Here is a 23,920-nt window from a genome sequence, read left to right on the forward strand (position 1 = left end):
TGTCCGCCTCTACGGACGGGAGAAGAACGCCCGGACATCCTGCATCGAGACGCTCCCGTCCCGACGCAGGAGTTCGTCCTTGCCACCGACATGATGCGGCATGACCATCAGTGGCGCTCCCTCATCCATGAAGCGGATCCGCAACTCGTCCCAGCGCGGTGCCACGTATCGCCGGAACGACTGGACCAGCGCACACTGGTCGATGCACCAGTTGGTCGGATTTGCAGGATCATAGGAGACCTGAAGATAATCGTGCAGGAAAGCCGCGATTTCCGGCAACCTCTCCGTCTCTCCAAACCATGAGATCCCGGCTCCGAACCCCCAGGGCTCTCCAAAAGTCTGCCGCCCTTCATGGTTATAGGCATAGAGACGGAAGCCATAATCGGCCGTTTTCCGCAGATCATCGAACAGAGTCAGGAAATCGTCGGGAAAATAACCGTCACAATCAGCAGTGATGACCGGACAGGAATAACGCCGTACCACCTCTGGCATCATCAGATAGCGGATGGCCGTATAGGTCGCCGCATCGCGCCATGTCAGGCTGCCGTAAGCCAGTGTGATATCAATGCCGACATCCCATTGTGAAACAACATCAATCAACGTCCGCATAAACGCAAGCTGCTCGGGCGTCGGCGTATCGATGCCCAGACACAGGCGGATCCGGAACGCAGGGTCAGGACGGCGCGCACAAACCCGGAGAAGCGAAAGCAGCAGTTTCGGCAGAAAACGAAAATATCCTGAGTCACAACCGAAAACGAGACAGAGTTCAGGCTCAGGACGACCAGGAACGTCACTGGCTTCCCAGTGCCAGTTTCCCATTCCCAGACGGTCCGTGACGGGACCGGGAATGCCATGTTGCGCTGCCCCGCCCAGCCATGACAGGACACCGCAGTTGTAATGGATCGGCATGAGACCGGTGCGGATCGCGAGCATTTTTGCCGTTGCGTAATGCCGGTCGGCTGTCGGCGTCTCTTCGGCGAGCCAATACTGGTGCCCGTTGCACAGCGCGTTCCAGTAACTCTCTCCGTTAAAGCGCCTGTCCAGAAGCAGAAGCGCTTTCCTCGCGTCCATCCCCAAACGCAGGGAAGTTTCTTCAAAACGATGTCCGTAGATCTGACGGATATCGCGTGCATCGCCCCCAGCAAGAGGCATGGGCATCAGAACACGGTCGAACATGTCATCAAAGGGCGCGAGGCCAAGACGATGCAGATGATCGGGCAGCAGAAACAGCGCGTTTTCGCCCTTCATCAAGCGGGCATGAAAATAACCTGCCAGGTCGCGGAGGTCCCGGTCAGGAAACCGCAGGGTGAGGGCAACGGACAGAAATTCGGCTGCCTGCGGATATCTGCCACATCGCATGGCCAACAAAGCGGAAAAATAGTGAAGATCCGGCCCTGGATTGTCCAACCGATCCAGTTCCAGAGCGCGCCCGGCCAGCGCAAGTTCACCACAGTCTACACAGATCAGCGCCAGATAGCGCAGCCGGGACAGGTCATGGGGAAACAGCGCGACCTTGAACGCTTCCGACTGAAGCCCGGCATACGAATCGCGGATCCGGACCTCCGGGTCTGGGTCTCCCTGCCGCACCACGCGGCGCACATCTTCTAGCAGGCTCTGAAGCGGAGAAGACGGACAGGGTTCCAGTTTCAGGGCAGCGGTCTGCCCGTCTGACACGAGGAACGAACCGTCTGGAGCGCGGTCGACCGCAAGACGCTCCAGTTCCACGCTCCATTCCCCAACCCGCAGCTGGAAATCCTCAATGACCGGCCGCACAAATGACGGCCTGGCACCGGAAACATGCCAGACGCAAGATGCCAGATGATGCAGATCGGGGAGACAGGCAAGCGGCAGCGCCAGAAAATGCTCCCAGCCCTGAAGATGCGACGCAGTTCCCATCTCATATCCGGGAGCAGCAGTCAGATAGGTGTTGCCTGCACGTAGCGCATGAAATGGCCGTCCAGAGGACGAATCCGTCGCCAGCACATCAAACAGCCCGTCCTCCGTATCGGGAGCGACAGATTGGACCAGCCCGGCGAGCACGTCGGACGGGGAGACCAGACGAAGCGATAGCCCTTGCCGTGCGACAATCGCACCATGCCAGCTTATGAGACAGAAAGTCATTTTAGTAGCGTAGTGGGGGTCGAGACCATGTGCAAATGATTGTCGCGAGACAAAAAAAACGGGGCCTGCGTGAGCAGACCCCGTTTCACTGCTCCGCAGCCTGTCAGGCCGCAGGCCGGTCCTCAGTTGGAAGGAGCGGCGTCAGACGTCGTCGCATCCGTCGATGCGGACGTCTTCTTGTGGTGCTTGTGCTTGTGATGGTGCTTCTTGTGATGGTGCTTCTTAGGCGTCGTGCCAGCAGCATCAGCCTCGGCTGCGGGGGCCGTTGCAGGAGCGGCTTCAGCAGCGGTCGCAGGAGCAGCGGCAGGAGCCTCAACTGCGGGAGCGGCAGGGGCCGTTGTCGCAGGAGCCGTCTGGGCAGGATCGGCGAAAGCCGGGGCAGCCGTCAGGGCCAGAGCGGAAACGGCGGCGATCAGGGAACGGTTGAAAAGGCGCATCTAGAAACGAAGCTCCACAACAGAATAAACAGAGACCATCATTCAGTCCTGCTGACGTGGCCTTGAGGACGAGCATACCATTCGCATTCTACGTGGTCGCGCATTAACTTTATGAAATTTCAGGGGCTTGCGCGCCTGTTCCTCAAATACGCCTCAATTCAGACAAACTCTATTGCAGACCAACAAAAAAGGCGTGCCCCGAAACTCGGAAACACGCCTTTCTGTTGAAATCCGATCCCGGAGAGGCCAATCAGCCTTCGCGGGACTTGGAAGCGCGCTTGCGCTCATGCGGATCCAGATAACGCTTGCGGATCCGGATGGCGGACGGCGTGACTTCGACCAGTTCATCGTCTTCGATATAAGCGATGGCCTGCTCAAGGCTCATGCGGCGCGGCGGCGTCAGAAGCAGGGCTTCGTCCTTGCCGGATGCACGCATGTTGGTCAGCTTCTTTTCACGGACCGCATTGATGTCGAGGTCGTTCTCACGGGAATGCTCGCCAAGGATCATGCCCATGTAGATCTTCTCGCCAGCATCAACGAACATCGTACCGCGATCCTGCAGGGAGAACAGCGCGTACTGCGTCGTCGTTCCGTCTTCAGCGGAGATCAGCGAGCCATTGCGACGGCCTTCGATCGAGCCGACATATGGCAGATAGCCGTGGAACAGACGGTTCATGAGACCCGTGCCGCGCGTGTCGGTCAGGAACTCGCCGTGATAGCCGATCAGGCCGCGCGACGGGATCAGGAACGTCAGACGGACCTTTCCGCCACCGGACGGACGCATGTCCTGCATGACGCCCTTACGGAGCGACATCTTCTCGACGACAACGCCGGAATACGGCTCGTCCACGTCGACCAGGACTTCTTCGAACGGCTCTTCGCGCTCGCCGGTCTCTTCATTTTCACGGAACAGAACGCGCGGACGGCCGATCGTCAACTCGAAGCCTTCACGACGCATCGTCTCGATCAGAACGCCGAGCTGAAGTTCGCCACGACCGGCCACTTCAAACGCTTCGCTTTCCGGGCTTTCCGTCACCTTGATGGCCACGTTGCCTTCGGTTTCCTTGAAGAGACGGTCGCGGATCTGGCGCGATGTCACCTTCTTGCCTTCACGACCGCCGAGCGGGCCGTCGTTGATGCGGAAGGTCATGGACAGGGTCGGCGGATCGACCGGGCGGGACGGCAGCGGAGCATCAATGGACGGATCGGCGATCGTGTCGGGAATCGTCGCTTCGGACAGACCGGCCACGGCGACGATGTCACCGGCTTCGGCTTCTTCCACGGGCACGCGGTCGAGGCCACGGAACGACAGCAGCTTCGTCAGACGACCGGTTTCGACGATCGTGCCATCCGGACGCAGCACGCGCACCGGCATGTTTACCTTCGCACGGCCCTGATCGATACGACCCGTCAGGATACGGCCCAGGAAGTTGTCGCTCTCAAGAATGGTGGAGACCATTCCGAACGGCGCATCCTTGTCCACGTTCGGCTGCGGCACGTGGCGCAGCACGAGGTCGAACAGCGGGGCGAGGTCCTTCTTCGGTCCGTCCAGCTCCAGATCGGCCCAGCCCTGACGGCCCGAAGCATAGAGCATCGGGAAGTCGAGTTGATGCTCGTCGGCGCCGAGGGACGCGAACAGGTCGAAGATCTCTTCGTGCACTTCGTCCGGACGGGCGTCGGAACGGTCGATCTTGTTCACGACGACGATCGGACGGATGCCACGGGCCAGCGCCTTGCCAAGCACGAACTTGGTCTGCGGCAGCGCGCCTTCGGCGGCATCGACGAGGATGATCGCGCCATCCACCATGCTCAGGATACGCTCAACCTCACCACCGAAATCGGCGTGGCCCGGCGTATCGATGATGTTGATGCGGGTTTCTTTCCACACAACGGACGTGCACTTGGCGAGAATGGTGATGCCACGCTCGCGTTCGAGGTCATTGCTGTCCATCGCACGATCAGCAACATGCTGATTGTCGCGGAAAGAGCCGGACTGCTTGAGAAGCGCGTCAACCAGCGTGGTCTTACCATGATCGACGTGCGCGATGATGGCGATATTACGGAGTTCCATGTGGTCTTCCAGACGGGAGGCATCGAAGAGAGGATTTGCGCCGTCTTCTGCACCGAATCCCGCCAATATGCAAACTCTGTCACCGTCTTTTCGCCCCGAAGACGCCTTGAGCCCGCGGGAAAGCTGGGCCACATCTCACAAAACACCGCCCCTTTGAGGAATTCAGACCATGTCCAACCACCAGCCCACTGGTCCCTCCGCACCCGGTACCGACGCCCTCAGTCAGCTCGGCCGCGCCACCACGACACCGCAGAGCCCCGAAGAAGCCGTGCTCGAACGCGTCCCCTCCCCGCATCAGGGACGGCAGTATGTCGTGCGCTTCACGGCCCCAGAGTTCACCTCGCTCTGTCCCGTGACCGGACAGCCGGATTTCGCGCATATCGTCATCGACTACATCCCCGGCGAATGGATCGTAGAGAGCAAGTCCCTCAAGCTCTTCCTGACCAGCTTCCGCAATCATGGCGCGTTCCATGAAGACTGCTCCATCGCCATCGCTGAGCGTCTGGTAGCCCTGCTCGACCCGCAGTGGCTGCGCATCGGAGCCTACTGGTATCCGCGCGGTGGCATCCCGATCGACGTCTTCTGGCAGACGGGCGAGCCACCGAAGGGCGTGTGGATTCCCGCGCAGGACGTACCCGGCTATCGCGGTCGCGGCTGAACCGTGACCGAAGCCGCCGCCATCGCCCGCTCCAGCGGCCCTGTGACGCAGGCGCGGCTGGTGGTGGATCTGCAACGCCTCGGCGTCCTGCCGGGGATGGCACTGCTGGTTCACACATCCCTGAGCCGGATCGGTTGGGTCTGCGGCGGGGCACGAACAGTGATCGAAAGTCTGCTTCAGGCTGTCGGCCCGGACGGCACGATCATCATGCCCGCACAGTCTTCCGAACTGAGCGACCCGTCAGGCTGGTGCGATCCTCCCGTGCCCGAAACCTGGTGGGAGACGATCCGCGCCACCATGCCGCCTTATGATCCGCATCTGACGCCGACGCGCGGCATGGGGCAGATCGCTGAAGTTTTCCGAACGTGGTCCGGCGTGCAGCGCAGCGCCCATCCGCAGGTTTCATTTACTGCTCTAGGACCGCTGGCTGCGGATATTCTGGCGACTCAGCCGCTGGAAGATCCGTTCGGCATCCGCTCTCCACTTGCGGCATTATCGAGCCATAATGCGCAGGTTCTGATGATAGGGACGGGCTGGGACACCTGCACGGCGTTGCATCTGGCCGAGCGCCTCGCCGAGCCTGACGGGCCAAGATTCCAGGATGGAACCTGCATCACGGCGGACGGGGAACGACGTTGGATCCGCATCAGCCTCCCCGAGACGAAGACGGAGCGTTTCACGCCTTTTGGCGCAAGGCTTGATGGAAACGCCCTGCTCAGGCACGGGCATATCGGTTCGGCGGCCTCACGCCTGTTCCCGCTCACCCCGGCCATTCGCATGGCCGTGCAGGACTGGAGCAGGCAGGAACAGTCGCCGCAGAGCGATCAGTAAGACGCGCTGATCTCGCCAAGGAACATTCGTCCGGCGGACGGCGTGGCGCGGTTGGAAAACAGACTCTGGTAATTCAGGCGGTTCGCCAGATTGTAGCCGTTCATCGACACTTTCCAGTGCTGATTGAAGCGGTGTGAAATCATGGCGCTGAAATCCAGATTCGCCGGAGCCCGCAGCGTATTGGCCGCATCCAGCCACACATGCTCGCGCCATGTCAGGCCGCCGCCGAACGTCACGTTGTAAGGCTTGCCTGCGAAGGCGTTATAGGCCGACCACAGCGTTGCCTGATTATGCGGCACATACTGCACGTTCTTTCCACGATTGGCCTTCGTGGCGGAATAGGTGGTGCTGCTGTCATACAGGGCATAAGTGGCGGACACGTTCCAGCCCGGCAGAATGATGCCACCAACGGACAGCTCGAGCCCCTGATTACGCTGCCGGTCAGACGATCCCGTAATTTCGCCCGTTACCGGATCCGCATTCAGCGCATTGCCCTTGTCCAGCCGGAAAAGCGACGCCGTCACGCCCAAACGGTCGTGCAGGATGCTGTACTTGGCCCCAAGTTCATAAAGCTGCGCCTTTTCCGGGCTTGCGAAGGAATTGGTGCCTGGACGGATGGGCACGGAGCCGTTGGTCACATACATGCCCATCGGCGTCGTGGAATTGGCCCATGTAAAGTAATAGGTCTGATGCGAATCCGGCGTCAGCACGAGGCTGGCATTGGGATTGAACACCCCGCTCACATCATGGAAATGCTGGTCAGGGTTTTTCACAACATCTCCACCCGTCAGGTTATAGCTCGTCTGCCAGCGGTCCCAGCGGAACCCACCCTTGAGGGACAGCCAGTTCGTGAACCAGATCTGGTCGAACAGAAACAGGCCAGTGTCGAACCCGTATCCGTTGCTGTGTGATTTCGCTCCCAGAGACCCTAGCGTGACAAGCCCGCCCGGATTCATGTCACCAGGAACCAGATCCAGATTGCCGACATGCGGGTTCGGATTGACCAGGCTGGCATACGGCTTGGGCTTCAGATAGGTCGACTGCGACCGAACGTCATTGACGCGCTCGATATCAAAACCTGCAACGACCTGATGGCGCAGGAACCCTGTGTGGAAATCCGCAACCATTGAGCCCACGTTCTGCACCGACCAGCTCGTCTGCTGATACGGCAGGGGCGCCATATACGTCCCGGCCCCCGTCCCAGCGCCTGCACCGACCGGCCCCGAACGCGCCACGAGCGCCTTAGACGGATCGCCACTGAAATAGTTGTTCACGCAGGTCGTATCGCAGGTCGCCTTGGAGGCCGCGAACGTCCGGTAATATTCCCCGCCGCGCAGATCGTCATAGAACGTGATGTGTCTGTTCAGCTTGAAGCTGAAACGGGCCGTTTCCATATTGGCGTTCGTTGCGTTCTGGTCATTATCCGTCCCGTACCAGTTGGTGCGGCGGATGCCATATTCCGTGATGGGCTGGCCGTATTTCGCACCCGGCTTCGTCACGACCGGCACACCAAAATCCGGAATCGAATTTTCCTGCTGGTGCATGTATTGCAGAACCAGCGTCGTTCTCTTACCGATCCCGAAAGCCAGCGACGGCGCAATGCCCCAACGATGAGAATAGAGATTGTCGCGCCCAACGATATTGTGCTCGTCGCCCATGCCCGTGATGCGGAAGGCCGTTGAGTCGTTGATCTTCTGATTGACGTCCAGCGTGCCGCGATAATAGCTACCAGAACCGCCAGAAAACTCAGCATTATAATGATTTTTCAGACCGGGCGTTTTGGTGACCATGTTGATCGCACCACCCGTCGTCCCATTACCGAACACTTCGGAAGACGGCCCCTTGATGACCGAAACGGTCTCGAAATTAAACGCATCCCGCGAATAAACGCCGAAATCCCGCAGTCCATCTTCGTAAATGTCGTTCTGGGCCTGAAAACCGCGGATCAGGAACTGATCGCCATTCATGCCGCCCGCGCCCTCACCAATGGACGTCGTAACACCCGGAACGTTCCGCAGCGCCTCATCGAGGGACTTGACGTTCTGCTGCTGCATCAGGGCCTGCGGCACCACATTAATGTTCTGGGGCGTGTGCATCACGTCCTGCGGCATTCGCGACAAGCCAGTGGACTCATGCATGGTGTTAAAACCATGTCCCTGCACCGTCAGGTATTCAGCGTCGGCACCTTCAAGGCCCTGCGTCCTGTTCAGGGATTTTGCCGCAGAAGGCGCTTTGGGGTCCGGTTTTTCATCCTTTTTGACGGGATCCGCCGCATAACCCTGTGAAGACATCAGCAGCGTTCCCGCGACTGACAGTGAAGTAATGTGGGTGCGCAGCGAACCGGTCATTGAATGCCTCTTGGTTACGGACATGTCTCGTTATGTTGCAGAGGCCAATATTATAAATAAGAATCATTCGCAACAAATTTCTGAAGGAATGGCTTTCCTTTTGTCAGAAAAACGCTTTACCGGCTCAGAAACTGTCCAAAATACATCAGGCTCCCCACCCCAGACACAGCGGATGGAGAGCCTGTCAGATCTCTTCAGAACATTGCAGACCTCAAAGCGTAATGCCGAGCTGCCCCTGAAAGTACAGCAAAGGTGCGCGGTTTTCGTCGAGTTCCAGCGAAACCGGGCGCGCCATGAACAGGGCATGCGTGCCGCCCTGAAACGTCTCGACCAGTTCGCAGTGCATCTTCACCAGCGCGTCCCGGACAAAGGCCGTGCCATCCGGTGCGCGCTCGATCACATCCGAGCCGAACTTGTCGCCTGTACGGCTGGCAAACAGCATCGCCACATCCTTGTGGTCATTGCCCAGAATGCTGAGGCCAAACGTGCCGACTTCCGCAATCGCGCGATAGGTCGCGCTGGCACGGTTAAGACAGATCAGCAGCAGCAGCGGATCGAGAGACACGGAAGTCAGGGCACTGATGGTCGCGCCCTGTTCGCCTTCGCTGCCTTTGGCGGTCACCACGGCCACACCCGTGGCGAAGTGGGACATGGCTTTGCGGAAATCGCTATCGTTCGGAGTCGTCATAACAACGTCCTTGCCATAATCCGACGCCGAACGCACCTCCCCTTCAGAATCCCAGTGTCATGTCCGCTCCAAACAGGATGCGCCCCATATGATGCCCGTCATCGAACGGACGCGTGCCGTTAAGCGCACGATCAAAGCGCAGCTCCGGCCGGAACTGAAGCAGCTTGACATGATGCCCCACATCCGGCCGCCACACGGTATTGAGCGTCAGCGCGCCATAAGTCGTGGCAGGAGCGGATTCCGAACGCGTCGGATTGCCGAGCATGGCCTGCGCATAGCCTTCATTCTCCGCAAAACTCGCCACGAAACTCCCGGTATTATCCCGGTACAACTCAGCCCGCGCATTGACAGTCAGGTTCGGGTGAATGTGCCACCCGCCCCAGACGACCGCGCTGTATGTATCGGCATGCAGGCCTTCGTCATGAAGCTGGTTCAGCTCCGCCGTGACGCTCCATTTTTTCGAGAACGCCCAGGTCCCGTTCAGATCGTTCCAGTACCGCATGGCACCATTCGCCCTTGCCCCAAGAGAGCGCACAGCATTCTCCGGCCCGACCCGCAGCAGATAGGTGAAGGACAAATGCCCGTCCGCCAGAGTGTTGCCTGTGACACCAATATAACCAGCCGGACGGCCATTATTGTCACCGCGCCCGAACGACGTCTGGTTGCCGGTATCCGCACCGAACTGGAGATCGAAATGATCGTCCAGATGAAGCTGGAACATGGCGCCGACATGCTCAAATGGCGTGGAATATTCAGTCGTATAAGCCAGCGTATAGAAGGCACGGGTCGAGGGATCGAGCGTCTCCACACCCATCGGGGACGGCAGGATCCCAATCTGCCCATCCAACCCTCTGGCCGTAAACCATGGCATGTGAAGCGCGATATTGGCGAAGACCGGCATGGCCTGATAACGACCATTGATCCAGCGATCAGACACGCCTGCGATCGTGTAGCTCCGTGCATCGGAGCCATAAAGCATCCGCAGGTTCATCCCCAGCCCGTACCCGCCGCCGATCGGATCGACTGGCTTGGTGAGCGTGAAGGTGAGCTGATTCAGCGTCGCCTGATCGGCATAGGGGGAGAGGAGTTGGCCAAAATTAAGGTTACTGGCGGGATGGCTGAAACTACCCATCACCCCGCCCTCGATCTGCGCACCAAAGGAAACGTCAGAAAACCACTCATCCGTCCAGGCCTTGCCTTGCCCGGATGCGGTCTGCTCCCCCACGGTCTGGGCACCAGCAGCGGAGACTCCGAGCTCCGCAAGAACCGCCAGTATCGCCCCCAAACCCCGACTGAAACGCTGCCTCATGCCATCCACCTTCCGGTTGCATGAGGCATGCCCATAGCACAGGCCCTGTTTTTTACTTAATGTTGCTAAACAGGAATATTCATCAGAATTTCGCCGTATTTGGGTCAGCGCCCATCCGGCCATCCCTGCGATCCATCTGACCGATGACCTGCATGTCGTCCGTATCCAGCGCAAAGCCGAACACGTCCAGGTTTTCCGCCAGACGCTTTGGATTGGCCGATTTCGGAATGACGATCAATCCGCTCTGAATATGCCAGCGGATCACGACCTGAGCCGGAGTGCGGCTGTGCTTCTCGGCGATCTTCCCGATCCGCTCATTGCCCAGGACCTGCCCCTTGCCCAGCGGACGCCAAGACTCGGTGCGAATGTTGTGCTTCTCGTGGAATTCCCGCAGGGCGCGCTGCTGGAAATCGGGATGAAGCTCGATCTGGTTGACGACCGGGACTTCACCAGTCGCATCCATGATCCGCTCCAGATGTTCCGGCTCGAAGTTAGACACGCCGATGGACTTCACACGGCCGGATTTTTTCAGCTCGACCAGCGCCCTCCAGGTCTCAACATACTGCCCCTGAGTCGGCATCGGCCAGTGGATCAGGTACAGGTCCAGTACTGGACGGCCCAGCAGGCGCGCACTTTCCTCGTATGCCCGCAACGCACTGTCATAACCCTGTTCGTCGTTCCACAACTTCGTGGTGAGGAAAATCTCGGGATGATCTTCCAGACCTTTACCGACACCTTCCTCGTTTTTATACAGTCGCGCCGTATCGACGGAGCGATAGCCGAGCCTTACGGCCTCCTTTACAACATCCGCCGTCTCATCGGGCGGCGTCTGCCAGACACCCAGCCCGATCTGCGGCATGGTGTGACCGTCGTGAAACGAAATTGTGGTCTGGGCCTCGGCTGATGGTACCTCTGACGACATATCTGTCTCCCCTGGTCGCTCAAAAAAACACGCGATCCGTACTTGGCATCCTGCCCGTCTAACGCCTGCGCCGAACGCAGGGTTCAGCCGTCCTTGAGCAGAAGAGCAAGTTTGCGACTGAACGCCGCGACCGTAAAGGGTTTGACCAGAAGCGCGCAGCCGGGCCCAAGAGGCTGGTCTCCCAGGATGCTCTGCTCCGCATAGCCAGTGATAAACAGGACTTTCAGTGTCGGCCATTTCTGGAGCAACGCCTCTCCCAGCTCCCGGCCATTCATTCCGCCGGGCATCCCGATATCGCTGATCAGAAGCGTCGGCGGCGCGCCTTCGATGGCCCGAGCCAGCGCGGAGGGACCATCTGACGCGGCCAGAACCGTTCCGCCGAGATCCGTCACCATATCGGCCACCACCATCCGGACGGCGTCTTCGTCATCCACGACCAGAACACGCTGCCCCTCCAGCAGTGCTCCCTCGGAGGAAGCCGGGAGTGCTGCCGGTTCCGGGCGGAAGGTCCCCTCTCCCTGATAGCGTCGCAGCCAAAGCGAGACGACCGTTCCCTCGCCCGGTGTGGAACGGATTTCGACCTGACCGCCGGACTGCTGGGCAAAACCGTAAATCATACTCAGCCCCAGGCCCGTGCCTTCCCCAATGGGTTTTGTCGTGAAGAACGGGTCGAAAGCGCGCTGGACAACTTCGGGGAGCATCCCGCACCCTTCGTCCTCCACCGTCAGGATGACGTAATCGCCTGCCTGGATGGACATGTCGGACGCGTTCTCCACCGTCAGGACGTGGTTCGCGGTCGCAAGCCGAAGCGTCGTTCCATGGCCGTGCATGGCGTCACGGGCATTGATGCACAGGTTCAGGATTGCGTTTTCAAGCTGGTTGGCGTCCACCCGTGTCAGCCATAAATCGGGCTGAAGAACAGAAACGAGCTCAATCCCGGGTCCGACTGTTCCGCGAAGAAGGCTCTCCAGCCCCCCCACCAGAAGATTGACGTCCGTCGGAGTGGGATCGAGGGTCTGACGGCGTGAAAAGGCCAGCAGGCGGTGCGTCAGGGATGCGGCCCGACGTACAGCTTCCTGCGAGGCAGCAATATACCGTCCCAACCCTTCGGTCCGCCCCTGTGTGATCCGCAGCCCCAGCAGTTCGAGCCCTCCGCCGATCCCGGCCAGCAGATTATTGAAATCATGTGCCAGACCGCCCGTCAGTTGCCCTACGGCCTCCATTTTCTGGGCCTGCCGGAGCTGTTCTTCAAGCTCATTGCGTTCGGTCAGGTCACGCCCGACGGCATAGATCTCGTCACCCTCGTCGTTATAGCTCCAGTTGTAGGTGCGCCACGCTCCGTCAGAACGACGCATGCGGACGTCCAGCCCTGCTGTCGGCCAGGGTGTTCCCTCCAGCAGCCGCGCAAACGTGTCGCGAACGATCTGCTTGTCTTCGGGATGACAGAGCGCATCGAGACGCAGACCTGCCAGTTCGTCGACCCGGTATCCCTGCGTCTCTTCCCAGCTCGGACTGACGGCAACGTAGTAGCCAAGGCGGTCAATAATGACGAACAGGTCTTTTGCAATGTTCCACAGCCGGTCACGTTCGCGGGTGCGCTGGAGAATGCGCTCCTCCAGCATAACGTTAAGATCCCGGATCTGCTGCTGGGTGCGGGCCTGACGCATGGACACATGGGTCCGGTCGGCCACGGCACGGGTAAAGACGATCTCTTCTTCCGTCCAGGGATGCGGCGTTTCATGACAGACGAACATCAGACCTACGAAGCGCCCGAACTTGAAAATCGGAACACTGAGGAAAGCCACGATCCCCTCGGCCTCATAACGGGCCTCGCAGCCCGCCGTCAGCGGATCGGTCCGGACGTCGGAAATGGCCACGGACTCCCCGCGCGCCAGAAGAGTCCTGAACTCCCCGTAATCCTCAAACATCCTGACGCCCGGCAGCGGACGACCTTCCTCAGACACGCCCCCCACCGTCATGCCCGTCCCGTCATCATTGACGAGACCATATCCCGCGCCACTCGCATCGAGTTCACGGCAGATGATCCGAGCCGCGACCTCTTCCATCATGCCGGTATCTTCAAGGGCACGAAGCTGGTCCCCCAGTTCGACGAGCGCGGCCTGCCGCAATGCCTGACGTTTGCTCCGGTCGATGTCGAAAACGATCCCGGGGAAGCGGGCCACACGCCCTTCATCGCCCAGATCGCAGCGACCGTTTCCCTCGAACCAGTGCGAGCCAGCCGCCGTTTCCACCCGAAACTCGAAACGGCATCGTCCACCCCGCCGCGTCGCCGCGGTCACGGCCTGCACCACGGAAAACCGATCCCGCGGATCTACCGAATCATAAATGACGTTCGGCATGACACCCTCCCGCAGACGGTCTGGGTCCAGGCCGAGCGTCTGGGCCAGCCGGGCATCACCTGTCATACACGACGTGCTGTCGTCCCACATCCACGTTCCCGCAATCGCGCCCGCATCCAGCGCAAGCTGAAGCCTCTCCGACGACTGGTTCGCTTCCGTCAGGTCCCGTCCGATCGCCAGCAGACGCTGAATGTCACCGTCCTCGCCAAAAACGGGGCTCACGACCACATCCCAGAACCGGCGCTGACCGCGCATGGTCATGGCGTATCCCTGAAAGCGCGCCGTCTCGCCACCCAGGGCGGTCTGAAGCGCCTGCGCCGCACGCCGCCGCGGCTGGCCACGCCACAAGTCAATCCACGGCCGGCCGTGCATGGTGATCGGAGTGTCCATTTCCATGGACCGGATCCCGCCTTCGTTGACGAAACGAATGCAGCCTGCACAATCAAGAATATGGATACAGTCAGGAAGGTTCGACAGAAGCAGCCGCGTGAAGGACTCGCTTGAACGGAGCGCCTCCGCTGTCGTGGACGCCGACGAGACATCCATCGCCAGTCCGACGCTACGCCGCCTTTCGGGCCGCTTTTCATCCTCGCGCCAGCCACGCAGAAGAACATGACGCACCAGCGGCCTGCGGGGCGTGTAAGATGGCGTGCGGGTCTGAAGGTCTGATACATGACTGGCAGACTGAGGCGGCTGGAAATGCACAAGGATGCGGAAGCGCAGTTCGTAGAACCCCTCGTTCCGCAGTTCCTCTTCGAGGCTACCGCCATAAATAATCCGGTCATCCGGATGCAGGGAGGCTACCAGTTCGCTGATGGGTACGCCGACCGCAAGCCTCTCTGGCGCCAGCCCCCAGATACGGGCAAAACGGGCATCTCCCGTCACCATCCGGGTGGCGAAATCGCAGCGATAGAACGCGACTTCCGCCGTATCGGCCATACGCTGCATCCGAAGCTGCATGCGTTCGACAATCCCATTCTCGCCGGAAGACCGGAAGGCAGCATGTTCCCGCAGCAGTTCATCAACCTGAAGGGCGCACAGGGCACGGACATGATCGAGCGCTGGCGCATTGTGACGTACGCACAACCAGACCTCCACAATCCCAGTCCGGACCGGGAGAAGCCGCACCGTACAGGCGTCTACAGCCTGACCATCCATGAGGCAGGCGGCACCTTCATACGCGATCGTACTACTTTCTCCGCCCAGAATCCGCACGCCATCCGCGTCACGCACCAGAAGGGCTGCTTCTCCTCCACCCTCGGCAGCTGCGAGTGCCAGAAGATGCACACACAGGACGGATGCACGCCCACCGGCGAGCGGCGGTGACGGCATCAGTGCGCCGGGTTCATCCTCCGTACCCTCCACACGATCCATCATTCCTCCCTCTCCCGCCCTGACCATCCGGAAGCATGCCGCTTCATAGCAGATCCCGCGTCTTTCGCATCCTGCCGCAAAACTCCGACTTAAAGACTCTGGCACCAGAACCGGTTTCCCGAACTCCGGCACAAAACTTTTTCAGGCCCTGACGCTCCTGCCTAAACGTGATCACATTTTCAAGAGTCCGCCCATATTGAGCCTCGATCTGAGAGGCCGTACCGCACTCATCACCGGCTCGACCGGCAGGATCGCGGCCGGATGCCCCCAGCCTCAAAGTATCGGCCCGAGGGCTTTCCATCAGCGGATGGCATGATCTGGATCGCTTCAAAGCCCTTCCAGCAACCTGAGCAGACCGCGTGACAGGAGTTTTCCAACGGTTTTCCGGCGGTTTTTCCAGGCAACATCTGTGTCCCGGATACATCATCCCGGCAATCAACACCTATAATCACATATAGTTTTGAATATTTTCCCAAATTCCTGTTATACTTTAAGGGTCAAGATGGCGAATCATTGTGCCTGCCACAGAAGAGCCTTCTCCCGTCTTCCCCCGTGCAGGCTGTCCTGTCCGGTTTTCCTTTCTGTTTCCCTGACAGGCCTGCCACAGGTTTGCCCTGCGGGTCGCCGGAGTTTTCGCCGCCATGAGCGACACAGTGCTCAATCCTCCTTCCGTCTCCACCCCCGGCGTCAAGACACCCATGGTCGGACGCATGATGTTCGCCGTCATTCTGGCTGCCATCGCCGGACTGATGTTCGGGCTGGATGTCGGTGTCATTTCCGGTGCGCTGGGCTTCATCCGCGACGAGTTCCATGCTTCCGATTTCGAACAGTCCTGGATCGTGTCGTCCATGATGTTCGGCGCGGCTGTTGGCGCGTTTGGGTCGGGGCGCATGTCCTATGCCTTCGGACGCCGTCGCTCGCTGATCTTCAGCGCTTTCCTGTTTGTGGCCGGTGGTCTGATCTGTGCGCTGGCCTCCTCCGTGTCCGAGCTGATCATCGGCCGCACCATGCTGGGTCTGGCGATCGGCGTCGGCAGTTTCGTTGCTCCCCTCTACATTTCCGAAGTCTCGGACGAAGCCCATCGGGGCAGCCTCGTTTCAATGTACCAGCTCATGATCACGTTCGGCATTCTGCTGGCTTTCGTTTCCAACGCCATCCTGTCCTACAGCGGCTCATGGCGCTGGATGCTCGGGATCATGGCCATTCCGGGCGTGTTTTTCCTGATCGGGTCGTTCTTCCTACCCGACAGCCCGCGCTGGCTGATGCTGCGGGGCCGTCATGAGGAAGCGCTCTCGATCATGAAGGAGCTGCGCCATGACCCTGAACACGCCCATCAGGAAATCCGCGACATCCGCGCCCAGATCCATGACCGTCAGCGCGGCCTTGCGATGTTCCTTGAGAACCCGAACTTCCGCCGGGCCGTCATGCTGGGCATCGGGCTTCAGATCGCGCAGCAGCTCACGGGCATCAATGTCGTGATGTATTATGCTCCGCGCATTTTCCAGGAAGTCGGTTTCGGCTCCAGCGGGCAAATGTGGGGCACGGCCATCGTCGGCGTCGTGAACTGGCTTGCGACCTTCATTGCCATCGCCTTTGCGGATAGCTGGGGCCGTCGCCAGATGCTGATCACGGGTTTCGCGATCATGGCAACCGGGCTGGCCATTCTCGCGGCCATCATGTCGGGCGGGGCCGGGACGTCGGACCTGTCGCACTATCTCGCGGTTGCGGTGCTGTTGTGCTTCATCGCGGGCTTTGCATTCTCCGCCGGTCCGCTGGTCTGGGTCCTGTGCTCGGAAGTCATGCCACTTCAGGGACGCGATTTCGGTATCACCTGCTCGACGGTCACGAACTGGATCACGAACATGATCGTCGGCGCGACATTCCTGGGTCTGCTGAGTTCGCTGGGGTCGTCCAACACATTCTGGCTCTACGCAGGTCTGAATGCGCTCTTCATTTTCATGGTGCTGTTCTTCGTACCCGAAACCAAGGGCGTCTCCCTTGAGGCGATCGAAACCAAGCTCAATCAGGGCATCCGGATGCGTAATATCGGGCGCTGAAACAGTCGGTCTTCAGGCATAAAAAAAGCCCCCGCTCCGAAAGGACGGGGGCTTTTTTTATGAGGTACTTCAGCCGCGGGAAGCAGCGATCTTGCGATCCGTCTTGTACTGGCTGAGCGCATAGACGGACCAGATTGCCGCCGGAATCCAGCCAATAACCGTGACCTGAAGAAGCAGGCACACCACGCCGGCAAACGGCCGACCGATGGTGAAGAACTGTAGCCAGGGCAGAAGCAGGGCAAGAATGAGACGCATGACACTCTCCTTTCACAAAAATACTCTGTTGTCAGAGATTGATGAGAAACGCGCCCGATGCAACCACGCCTCGTGAAATCGCGCGGGGAAAGAGAGAATATCCCATTACCCGCCCGACTGTCTGACAGGATATGAAAGACGCGCGCCCAGTTATCAGAGCGCTTGCCCTGAAGGCTTGGAAGCAGCGGTCTTGGTCTGTAGCCATCCCCCCTTGAACCCTGCGCGTTCGAGACCGGCCCGAAGATAAGGGTTCTTCTTCATGGTGTTCCAAACGAGACCGCTGCGCCAGTTTTCCAGCATCAGCAGGATCGGCCCCTGATCGATGCCGAGCTGCTGCCCATCGACCCAGTAGCTTTTCTGATCGGCGAAAGACGGATTGAAAGCATCAAGAAAGCCATATTTGTTATAGATCCGGTCACCGTAGCGCGCGCGCATTTCCTTGAGCGCTGGCAGGGCGATTTCCGGAGCAAAAGCAATGGAGCCTCCCACGGCCGTCGGCGCGATCGTCCCGTCGTCGAGAATATAGTCCCGACCTGCCCCTCGCGCGCTATAGGCCAGATAGTGACGCTGCTTGCCATGATAGACCTGCTGCGCGTCCCCCGGACCATCACAAGCTGTCAGCCCCCAGATATTGGATCCGTAATCCTTCCAGTCGCCGGGATTGGCCCGCGCATAGGCCCGCTGAGCGTAGGCGGCTTCACGACCATTCTGGAAATAATCGACATTATGGGCACGGTCCCAGGAATCCTGCACACCGCGAAAATCAATCCAGGACTCGCTATACTGATGGCCAAACATCGGCGCGAAGTTCAGCAGCTTGTGCCCCTCAAAGTCGCCCCACTGCCCTTCATAGGTCGCAGTCCACGTCTTCCAGGTCTCGGCGGGAAGGGGATGGGTCGGGGAACCGAGCGCCTGAAGATAGATGATAAGGCCCTCGTTGTACCCTTTCCAGTCGCTCGGCAGAAAGGTATGCGGCGGCATCCAGCCCATGCTGAGCCAGGGGCCATGCGCCTTCATCCACGTCCAGTCGATCCGACGGTACAGATGATCCGCGATATCGCGGATTTCCTTTTCCCGAGGCGTGTCATGATCAAAATAGGATTGCGAAAACAGCACGCCTCCCATCAGGAGCGCCGTATCGATGCTGGACAGTTCGGACCAATCCGCAACGCGCAGACCAGTGTTGGGGTCCAGAAAATGATAGAAGAAGCCATGATAACCGGCGGCACCGGAAACATGATCGTTCTGCGGCAGGGAGGCCAGAAAGCGGAGCGTGGTCAGCGTCCGGTCAACAGCCTGCTGGCGCGTGATGTAATGACGTTCCACACCAATGCCATAAGCCGTCAGTCCAAATCCAACGCTTGCGATACTGGCTGCCCCATTGGGAAGCGGCGCGCGGTCCGGCACGAGGCCGTTCTTCGGATTTGCCGTTTCCCAGAACCAGTTGAAAGTGCGTTTTTCCAGATCGTCCACAAAAGCGGTATCGGCGGCCGGAAGACCTTCAGGCTGAAGAGACGGCGCGGCATCGGCGTTGTCCATCGATGCCGCGTTCGCAGACCCGATGTTAAGTGCCAGAAGGACTGGAGCCAGAAAAACTGAGCCCAACACACCCGGCGTCAGGCCTTTTGGGCGGACACGGGACGTCCAGGATCTGGGTCTCCGTCGCTTCGACTTCTGCTGGGGGGAAGAAGGGACTGCGACAGTCTGCTGAATCCGGTGCTGCATACTCATGCACAGAGGATAAGCAGAAGGACGAAGGCAGTCGCACCCGTCGTTACATCAACTTTATGTGAAATTGGAAAAGCGAGGGAACTCTGCCCCTTATCAGCTTCGAGTTCGTGACCGAATTGGGGCAAATGTAACATTGCCGGTATCTGAAACGCTGCATTCCGGAATCGCATTTTCAGCCGCACTGTCTGTTTCATGCAGCATCCATGCTGCGACTTCAGCCGTCACGAACGTGGCGATCACCTCCGGGCGCTTGTCCCGCACCCCGAAATTTCCGATCGGACAGACCAGACGGTCGATCTGCTCCTGCGGAATGTCGATCTGGCGGAACGCACTCTCGAACCGTTTGCGCTTGGTGCGCGACCCAATCATGCCGACATAGCGTAGGTCCCCCCGCTCCAGCGCAGCCCCCGTGATGAGCGCATCAAGCGTATGGCTTTGCGTCAGGACCAGAACGCCTGATCCGGAAGGCGCCTCCTGCACGAGCGACTCCCATTGCTCTGTCACCCGTGCTTCCACCCCTGACGGCACGATCCCGAACTCCTCCTGCCGCGCATCGACCCAGACCAGCCGCAACGGCAGAAGCGCCAGAGACCGGGCGAGCGCACGGCCCACATGCCCGGCCCCAAACAGCAGCAGTTGCGGCAGTTTTTCCCGGTCAGCGCGCAGTTCAGCCTCAAGAGCCTCAGGATCACTCACCCGCTCCATGCGGATCGTGACAGCCCCACCGCAGCACTGATTGATAGCAGGGCCGAGTGGAATATGACGCTCAACCACCCCTCCGCCTGATGTCAGAAGCGCGCGTGCCTCCGCCATGCAGTCCCATTCCAGGCGCCCGCCCCCGATCGTACCGCTCTGTTCAGTGCGTGTCAGGAGCATGAATGCCCCCTCCTCGCGGGGGGTCGAGCCCTTCGCGCGAATGACGGTCAGGCGCACCATCTCCTGCCCTTCCGCCCGCCAGCGCAGAACATCGGCAAGCATGATCAGCCAGCCTTTTCCCGCAGCGCCATCAGGGTTTTCAGAACCCGCTCGGGCGTGGCCGGTGCATTGAGTTTCGGACAAGTCCGGTAGTCGTCCAGACTGGCGATGGCGTCCGAAATGGCCTGCAAAACCGCAACCCCATGCACGAAAGGCGGCTCTCCCACGGCCTTGGAACGGAAAATCGTCTCCTCCCGGTTGGGCGCGTTTTCCAGCAGTTCCACATTGAAAATCCGTGGCCGGTCGGAACAGGCCGGGATCTTGTAGGTGCTGGGCGCATGCGTCCGCAGACGTCCAGCGGGGTCCCAAACCAATTCCTCCGTTGTCAGCCAGCCCGCCCCCTGCACGAACCCGCCCTCGATCTGGCCGATATCAATGTCCGGGTTCAGGGACTGCCCGGCGTCATGCAGGATATCCACACGGTCAATACTGTGCTCGCCCGTCAGCAGATCGACCGACACTTCTGCACAGGCCGCGCCATAAGCGAAATAGAAAAACGGTCGCCCGCGCCCCGTCTCGGGATTCCAGGAAATCTTCGGCGTCTTGTAAAACCCGTTGGCCGACAACGACACCCGCGCGAAATAGGCCTGCCAGGCGAGCTGCTGGAAGGTCATGACCTCCGCGCCGACATGCACCCCATCCGGCCGGAAATGGATATCTTCAGCCGCCACGCCCCACTTCTCAGCGGCAAAGACGATCATCCTATTCTTGATCTTCCGCACCGCATCCAGCACTGCCATGCCGTTCAGATCCGCCCCCGAGGATGCCGCCGTAGCGGACGTGTTCGGCACTTTCCCGGTCGTCGTGGCCGTGATGCGGACGCGATCCGCCGTCAGGCCGAACTCGCGCAGGACGATCTGCACCATCTTGGTGTGCAGCCCCTGCCCCATTTCCGTCCCGCCGTGGTTCACCTGAACCGAGCCGTCCGTATAGACATGCACCAGCGCGCCGGCCTGATTGTAATGCGTGGCGGTAAACGAAATCCCGAACTTCACCGGCGTCAGCGCAATCCCGCGACGGATAATGCGGCTGGTGCGGTTGAACGCCCTGATTTCGGCCTTGCGCGCCTGATACTCACAGCGTTCAACCAGCGTTGTCAGGATCTCGGCCGTAATCGAGTCCTCGACTGTCATATGATACGGTGTAAGATTGCGCGTCCCGGCCCCATAAACATTCCGAAGTCGGACCGTCACGGGATCAAGTCCGGTCGCAAACGCGACTTCCTCGATTACCCGTTCCGCCGCCACAATCCCCTGCGGTCCGCCAAAACCGCGATAGGCGGTGTTGGACTGGGTGTTAGTCCGCAAAGGCTCGGATTTCAGACGCACATCGGGATAGAAATAGGCATTGTCGGCGTGAAACAGCGCACGATCCGTGACCGGCCCAGACAGATCCGCCGCCCAGCCGCACCGCGCCGCCAGAACCATGTCCACGGCCAGAATATCGCCCTCATCCGTAAAGCCGACGTCATAGTCGATCAGGAAGTCATGCCGCTTCCCGGTCGCCATCATGTCATCATCACGGTCCAGACGCGCCTTGACCGCCTGCCCCGTCCGGTCAGCAGCGATGGCGGCCAGACAGGCCCAGGCATTGGCCTGTGTCTCCTTGCCACCGAACGCGCCGCCCATCCGTCGCACTTCCGTTGTGACCAGATGATGCGGCCGCCCGAGCACAGCCGCGACCAGATGCTGCGTCTCGGACGGGTGCTGCGTGGACGACCAGACGCGCATTTCTCCGGCCTCTCCGGGCTGGGCGAGCGCGGCCTGCCCTTCCAGATAGAAATGCTCCTGGCCGCCAATCTCGATCTGCCCCGAGAGGCGGCGCGGCGCGGCTTTCAGGCCACGCTCCACATCCCCGCGCTGCATGGTCAGGGACCGCCAGACCATCGCGCCGCCATTTTCCCGCGCCTGCGCGATGTTCAGGATCGCGGGCATTTCCTCGTATTCGATCTTCGCCAGAGGCACGGCCTGACGCGCCGCCTGACGCGATGTCGCCACCACGGCGAACATCGTCTGCCCCCAGAAATGGACATGATCCGTCGCCAGAAGCGGTTCGTCTTCCCGATGGACCGGGCTGATCTGGTTCTCGCCCGGCACATCATCCGCCGTCAGCACACACACGACACCCGGCGCGGCGCGCACGGCGTCCAGATCCATCGAGACGATCCGCGCATGAGCCTTCGTGCTCAGCCCCGGCACAAGATGCAGCGTGCCGCGTGGTTCAGGCAGATCATCAATATACGCCGCCTGCCCCGTCACATGCAGCAGCGCGCTTTCATGCTTCATGCTGGTGGACGCAGCGCCCGGAACGAGATCAGACATGCGCCAGCCCTCCCGTCCGGGCGAGACGCGCCTGTTTGCTTCCTGTCGTTTCCTCAAAGAACCGCGTCAGCAGATTGGCGGCAACGGTCTGCCGGTACCACGCACTCGCCCGCATATCGGTCAGGGGCGCGAAATCTTCCATGATTGCCGCCCGTGCAGCCTCAAGCGCCTCCTCATTCCAGACCCGTCCGAGCAGTGCGGCTTCCGCGCCCGACGCCCGCTTTGGCGTAGCCGCCATGCCGCCATAGGCCAGCCGGGCCATGATGATCCGGCCCTGATCGTCCGTCTCAACCATGAAAGCCCCGAGGACAGCAGAAATATCCTGATCGAAACGCTTGGAAATCTTGTAGGCCCGGAACTGAGAACCCCGTTCGGGAACAGGAATGGTCAGGGCCTCCACGAACTCGCCGGGCTGCCGGTCCTGCTTTCCGTAAGCGATGAAATAGTCTTCCAGCGCGATGGACCGACGCTCCGCCCCGCGCCGCAGATGCAGCGTCGCATTGGCCGCAATGAACATCGGCGGTCCATCGCCGATCGGGGAGCCATTCGCGATATTCCCACACACCGTCGCACTGTTCCGCACCTGCGTAGAGCCCAGACGCCGGATCATTTCCCCCGCATCCGGAAGCAGCTCCGCAATGGCCGGGCGCGCGTCCTGATAGGTCACCGCAGCCCCGATCCGCAGTCCTTCAGGCGTTCTGCTCAAAGCCCGCAGTTCCGGAACCCGCCCGATCGACACGACATGCTTCAGGCGACGCATCCCCTTCGTCACCCACAGCCCCACATCCGTGGCTCCCGCAACAATGGTCGCTTCCGGATCGGCCAGCAGGATCTCCGCCAGATCGTCCGCAGACGCCGGGATGCTGAGCGTGCCCTCCGGCCCTTCAAGCCTCACGCTCTCGCCGTCCTGCAACGCGGTCAGACGGTCGACAATGGCCTCTACCTGCGCATCGAAACGGTCCGGCCCCGCCGCCATCGCCTGTTTCATGGCCCGCACAATCGGCGCATAACCGGTGCAGCGGCATAGATTTCCGGCGAGCGCGTCATCAATGGCCTGATCGTCTGCTGTCGCGCCTTCGGTCTTGCGATAGGCCGCCATCGACATGACGAAACCCGGCGTGCAGAACCCGCATTGCGACCCATGCTGCTCGACCATGGCCGTCTGCACGGGATGCAGCTCATCAGCCGTTCCCAAGTCTTCGATTGTAAAGACCTGAGCACCGTCCAGCATACTGACGAACTGAATGCAGGCATTGACCGCCCGCCAGTTCAGCCGCCCGTCTTCAAGCCGGACGACCAGCACCGTACAGGCCCCGCAATCGCCTTCATTGCAGCCTTCCTTAGTGCCGGTCCGGCCACGATCACGCAGCCAGTCCAGCAGGGTCAGGGTCGGGGAGATATCCCTGAGCGTGCAGAGGTCGTCCCCCAGATAAAAACGGACAGTCTGGCGCATCGGGCGGGA

16 protein-coding genes are annotated in these 23,920 nt (G+C 60.3%); 3 read left to right on the forward strand and 13 right to left on the reverse strand.

Features of this window, described 5'->3' with window-relative positions:
• Positions 1 to 9: 9 nt before the first annotated feature.
• From GKA01_RS02600 to typA, 3 genes are all read right to left on the reverse strand, one after another.
• Positions 10 to 2,121, reverse strand: a complete 2,112-nt coding sequence (locus tag GKA01_RS02600) for a hypothetical protein (protein ID WP_146858926.1) — start codon at positions 2,119 to 2,121, stop codon at positions 10 to 12.
• A 122-nt stretch (positions 2,122 to 2,243) separates the two neighbouring features.
• Positions 2,244 to 2,558: a hypothetical protein gene (locus GKA01_RS02605; protein ID WP_146858928.1), complete on the reverse strand. Its 315-nt coding sequence runs from the start codon at positions 2,556 to 2,558 to the stop codon at positions 2,244 to 2,246.
• Positions 2,559 to 2,808: 250 nt separating this feature from the next.
• Complete coding sequence (typA, locus tag GKA01_RS02610; RefSeq protein ID WP_141350977.1) at positions 2,809 to 4,629, reverse strand: translational GTPase TypA; 1,821 nt, start codon at positions 4,627 to 4,629, stop codon at positions 2,809 to 2,811.
• Positions 4,630 to 4,798: 169 nt separating this feature from the next.
• Between typA and queF the strand changes: the two genes are divergently transcribed.
• Positions 4,799 to 5,287: a preQ(1) synthase gene (queF, locus tag GKA01_RS02615; RefSeq protein ID WP_099286259.1), complete on the forward strand. Its 489-nt coding sequence runs from the start codon at positions 4,799 to 4,801 to the stop codon at positions 5,285 to 5,287.
• A 3-nt stretch (positions 5,288 to 5,290) separates the two neighbouring features.
• Positions 5,291 to 6,118, forward strand: a complete 828-nt coding sequence (locus GKA01_RS02620; protein ID WP_146858930.1) for an aminoglycoside N(3)-acetyltransferase — start codon at positions 5,291 to 5,293, stop codon at positions 6,116 to 6,118.
• On the opposite strand, the gene GKA01_RS02625 is transcribed toward GKA01_RS02620, so the two are convergent.
• From GKA01_RS02625 to GKA01_RS02645, 5 genes are all read right to left on the reverse strand, one after another.
• Entirely contained in the window at positions 6,112 to 8,466 is a 2,355-nt protein-coding gene (locus GKA01_RS02625; protein ID WP_228119851.1) for a TonB-dependent receptor, read from the reverse strand. The two genes, GKA01_RS02620 and GKA01_RS02625, sit on opposite strands and share 7 nt — an antisense overlap.
• A gap of 211 nt (positions 8,467 to 8,677) precedes the next feature.
• The gene (locus GKA01_RS02630) at positions 8,678 to 9,154 is read right to left on the reverse strand and encodes a flavin reductase family protein (RefSeq protein ID WP_146858932.1); all 477 of its coding nucleotides are present in this window, start codon (positions 9,152 to 9,154) and stop codon (positions 8,678 to 8,680) included.
• Positions 9,155 to 9,197: 43 nt separating this feature from the next.
• The gene (locus GKA01_RS02635) at positions 9,198 to 10,463 is read right to left on the reverse strand and encodes an outer membrane beta-barrel protein (RefSeq protein WP_146858934.1); all 1,266 of its coding nucleotides are present in this window, start codon (positions 10,461 to 10,463) and stop codon (positions 9,198 to 9,200) included.
• Positions 10,464 to 10,545: 82 nt separating this feature from the next.
• On the reverse strand, positions 10,546 to 11,385 hold the full coding sequence (locus GKA01_RS02640) for an aldo/keto reductase (RefSeq protein WP_146858936.1): 840 nt from the start codon (positions 11,383 to 11,385) through the stop codon (positions 10,546 to 10,548).
• Between the two features lie 83 nt (positions 11,386 to 11,468).
• Positions 11,469 to 15,122 carry a PAS domain-containing protein gene (locus GKA01_RS02645; protein WP_228119852.1) on the reverse strand — a complete coding sequence of 1,218 codons (3,654 nt, stop codon included), beginning with the start codon at positions 15,120 to 15,122 and terminating at the stop codon, positions 11,469 to 11,471.
• Positions 15,123 to 15,760: 638 nt separating this feature from the next.
• Between GKA01_RS02645 and GKA01_RS02650 the strand changes: the two genes are divergently transcribed.
• Complete coding sequence (locus tag GKA01_RS02650; RefSeq protein WP_146858938.1) at positions 15,761 to 17,176, forward strand: sugar porter family MFS transporter; 1,416 nt, start codon at positions 15,761 to 15,763, stop codon at positions 17,174 to 17,176.
• A 69-nt stretch (positions 17,177 to 17,245) separates the two neighbouring features.
• On the opposite strand, the gene GKA01_RS02655 is transcribed toward GKA01_RS02650, so the two are convergent.
• From GKA01_RS02655 to xdhA, 5 genes are all read right to left on the reverse strand, one after another.
• Positions 17,246 to 17,431 (reverse strand): YqaE/Pmp3 family membrane protein, encoded by a 186-nt coding sequence (locus tag GKA01_RS02655; protein WP_146858940.1) that lies wholly within the window; start codon positions 17,429 to 17,431, stop codon positions 17,246 to 17,248.
• A gap of 153 nt (positions 17,432 to 17,584) precedes the next feature.
• Positions 17,585 to 18,970: a glucoamylase family protein gene (locus GKA01_RS02660; RefSeq protein WP_146858942.1), complete on the reverse strand. Its 1,386-nt coding sequence runs from the start codon at positions 18,968 to 18,970 to the stop codon at positions 17,585 to 17,587.
• A 285-nt stretch (positions 18,971 to 19,255) separates the two neighbouring features.
• Positions 19,256 to 20,140 carry a xanthine dehydrogenase accessory protein XdhC gene (gene xdhC, locus GKA01_RS02665; protein WP_146858945.1) on the reverse strand — a complete coding sequence of 295 codons (885 nt, stop codon included), beginning with the start codon at positions 20,138 to 20,140 and terminating at the stop codon, positions 19,256 to 19,258.
• Positions 20,141 to 20,142: 2 nt separating this feature from the next.
• On the reverse strand, positions 20,143 to 22,458 hold the full coding sequence (xdhB, locus tag GKA01_RS02670; RefSeq protein WP_146858947.1) for a xanthine dehydrogenase molybdopterin binding subunit: 2,316 nt from the start codon (positions 22,456 to 22,458) through the stop codon (positions 20,143 to 20,145).
• Positions 22,451 to 23,911, reverse strand: a complete 1,461-nt coding sequence (gene xdhA, locus GKA01_RS02675) for a xanthine dehydrogenase small subunit (protein WP_146858949.1) — start codon at positions 23,909 to 23,911, stop codon at positions 22,451 to 22,453. The genes xdhB and xdhA overlap by 8 nt, the downstream gene beginning before the upstream one ends.
• Between the last annotated feature and the right edge of the window lie 9 nt (positions 23,912 to 23,920).

Source organism: Gluconobacter kanchanaburiensis NBRC 103587 (assembly GCF_007988905.1).
Lineage (GTDB): Bacteria > Pseudomonadota > Alphaproteobacteria > Acetobacterales > Acetobacteraceae > Gluconobacter > Gluconobacter kanchanaburiensis.

Bases quoted from the DNA above. Each gene is read 5' to 3' on its own strand.
- GKA01_RS02600 (WP_146858926.1), bottom strand. From the start codon at position 2,121: ATGACTTTCTGTCTCATAAGCTGGCATGGTGCGATTGTCGCACGGCAA.
- GKA01_RS02605 (WP_146858928.1), bottom strand. From the start codon at position 2,558: ATGCGCCTTTTCAACCGTTCCCTGATCGCCGCCGTTTCCGCTCTGGCC.
- typA (WP_141350977.1), bottom strand. From the start codon at position 4,629: ATGGAACTCCGTAATATCGCCATCATCGCGCACGTCGATCATGGTAAG.
- queF (WP_099286259.1), top strand. From the start codon at position 4,799: ATGTCCAACCACCAGCCCACTGGTCCCTCCGCACCCGGTACCGACGCC.
- GKA01_RS02625 (WP_228119851.1), bottom strand. From the start codon at position 8,466: ATGACCGGTTCGCTGCGCACCCACATTACTTCACTGTCAGTCGCGGGA.
- GKA01_RS02630 (WP_146858932.1), bottom strand. From the start codon at position 9,154: ATGACGACTCCGAACGATAGCGATTTCCGCAAAGCCATGTCCCACTTC.
- GKA01_RS02635 (WP_146858934.1), bottom strand. From the start codon at position 10,463: ATGAGGCAGCGTTTCAGTCGGGGTTTGGGGGCGATACTGGCGGTTCTT.
- GKA01_RS02640 (WP_146858936.1), bottom strand. From the start codon at position 11,385: ATGTCGTCAGAGGTACCATCAGCCGAGGCCCAGACCACAATTTCGTTT.
- GKA01_RS02645 (WP_228119852.1), bottom strand. From the start codon at position 15,122: ATGATGGATCGTGTGGAGGGTACGGAGGATGAACCCGGCGCACTGATG.
- GKA01_RS02650 (WP_146858938.1), top strand. From the start codon at position 15,761: ATGAGCGACACAGTGCTCAATCCTCCTTCCGTCTCCACCCCCGGCGTC.
- GKA01_RS02655 (WP_146858940.1), bottom strand. From the start codon at position 17,431: ATGCGTCTCATTCTTGCCCTGCTTCTGCCCTGGCTACAGTTCTTCACC.
- GKA01_RS02660 (WP_146858942.1), bottom strand. From the start codon at position 18,970: ATGGACAACGCCGATGCCGCGCCGTCTCTTCAGCCTGAAGGTCTTCCG.
- xdhC (WP_146858945.1), bottom strand. From the start codon at position 20,140: ATGCTTGCCGATGTTCTGCGCTGGCGGGCGGAAGGGCAGGAGATGGTG.
- xdhB (WP_146858947.1), bottom strand. From the start codon at position 22,458: ATGTCTGATCTCGTTCCGGGCGCTGCGTCCACCAGCATGAAGCATGAA.
- xdhA (WP_146858949.1), bottom strand. From the start codon at position 23,911: ATGCGCCAGACTGTCCGTTTTTATCTGGGGGACGACCTCTGCACGCTC.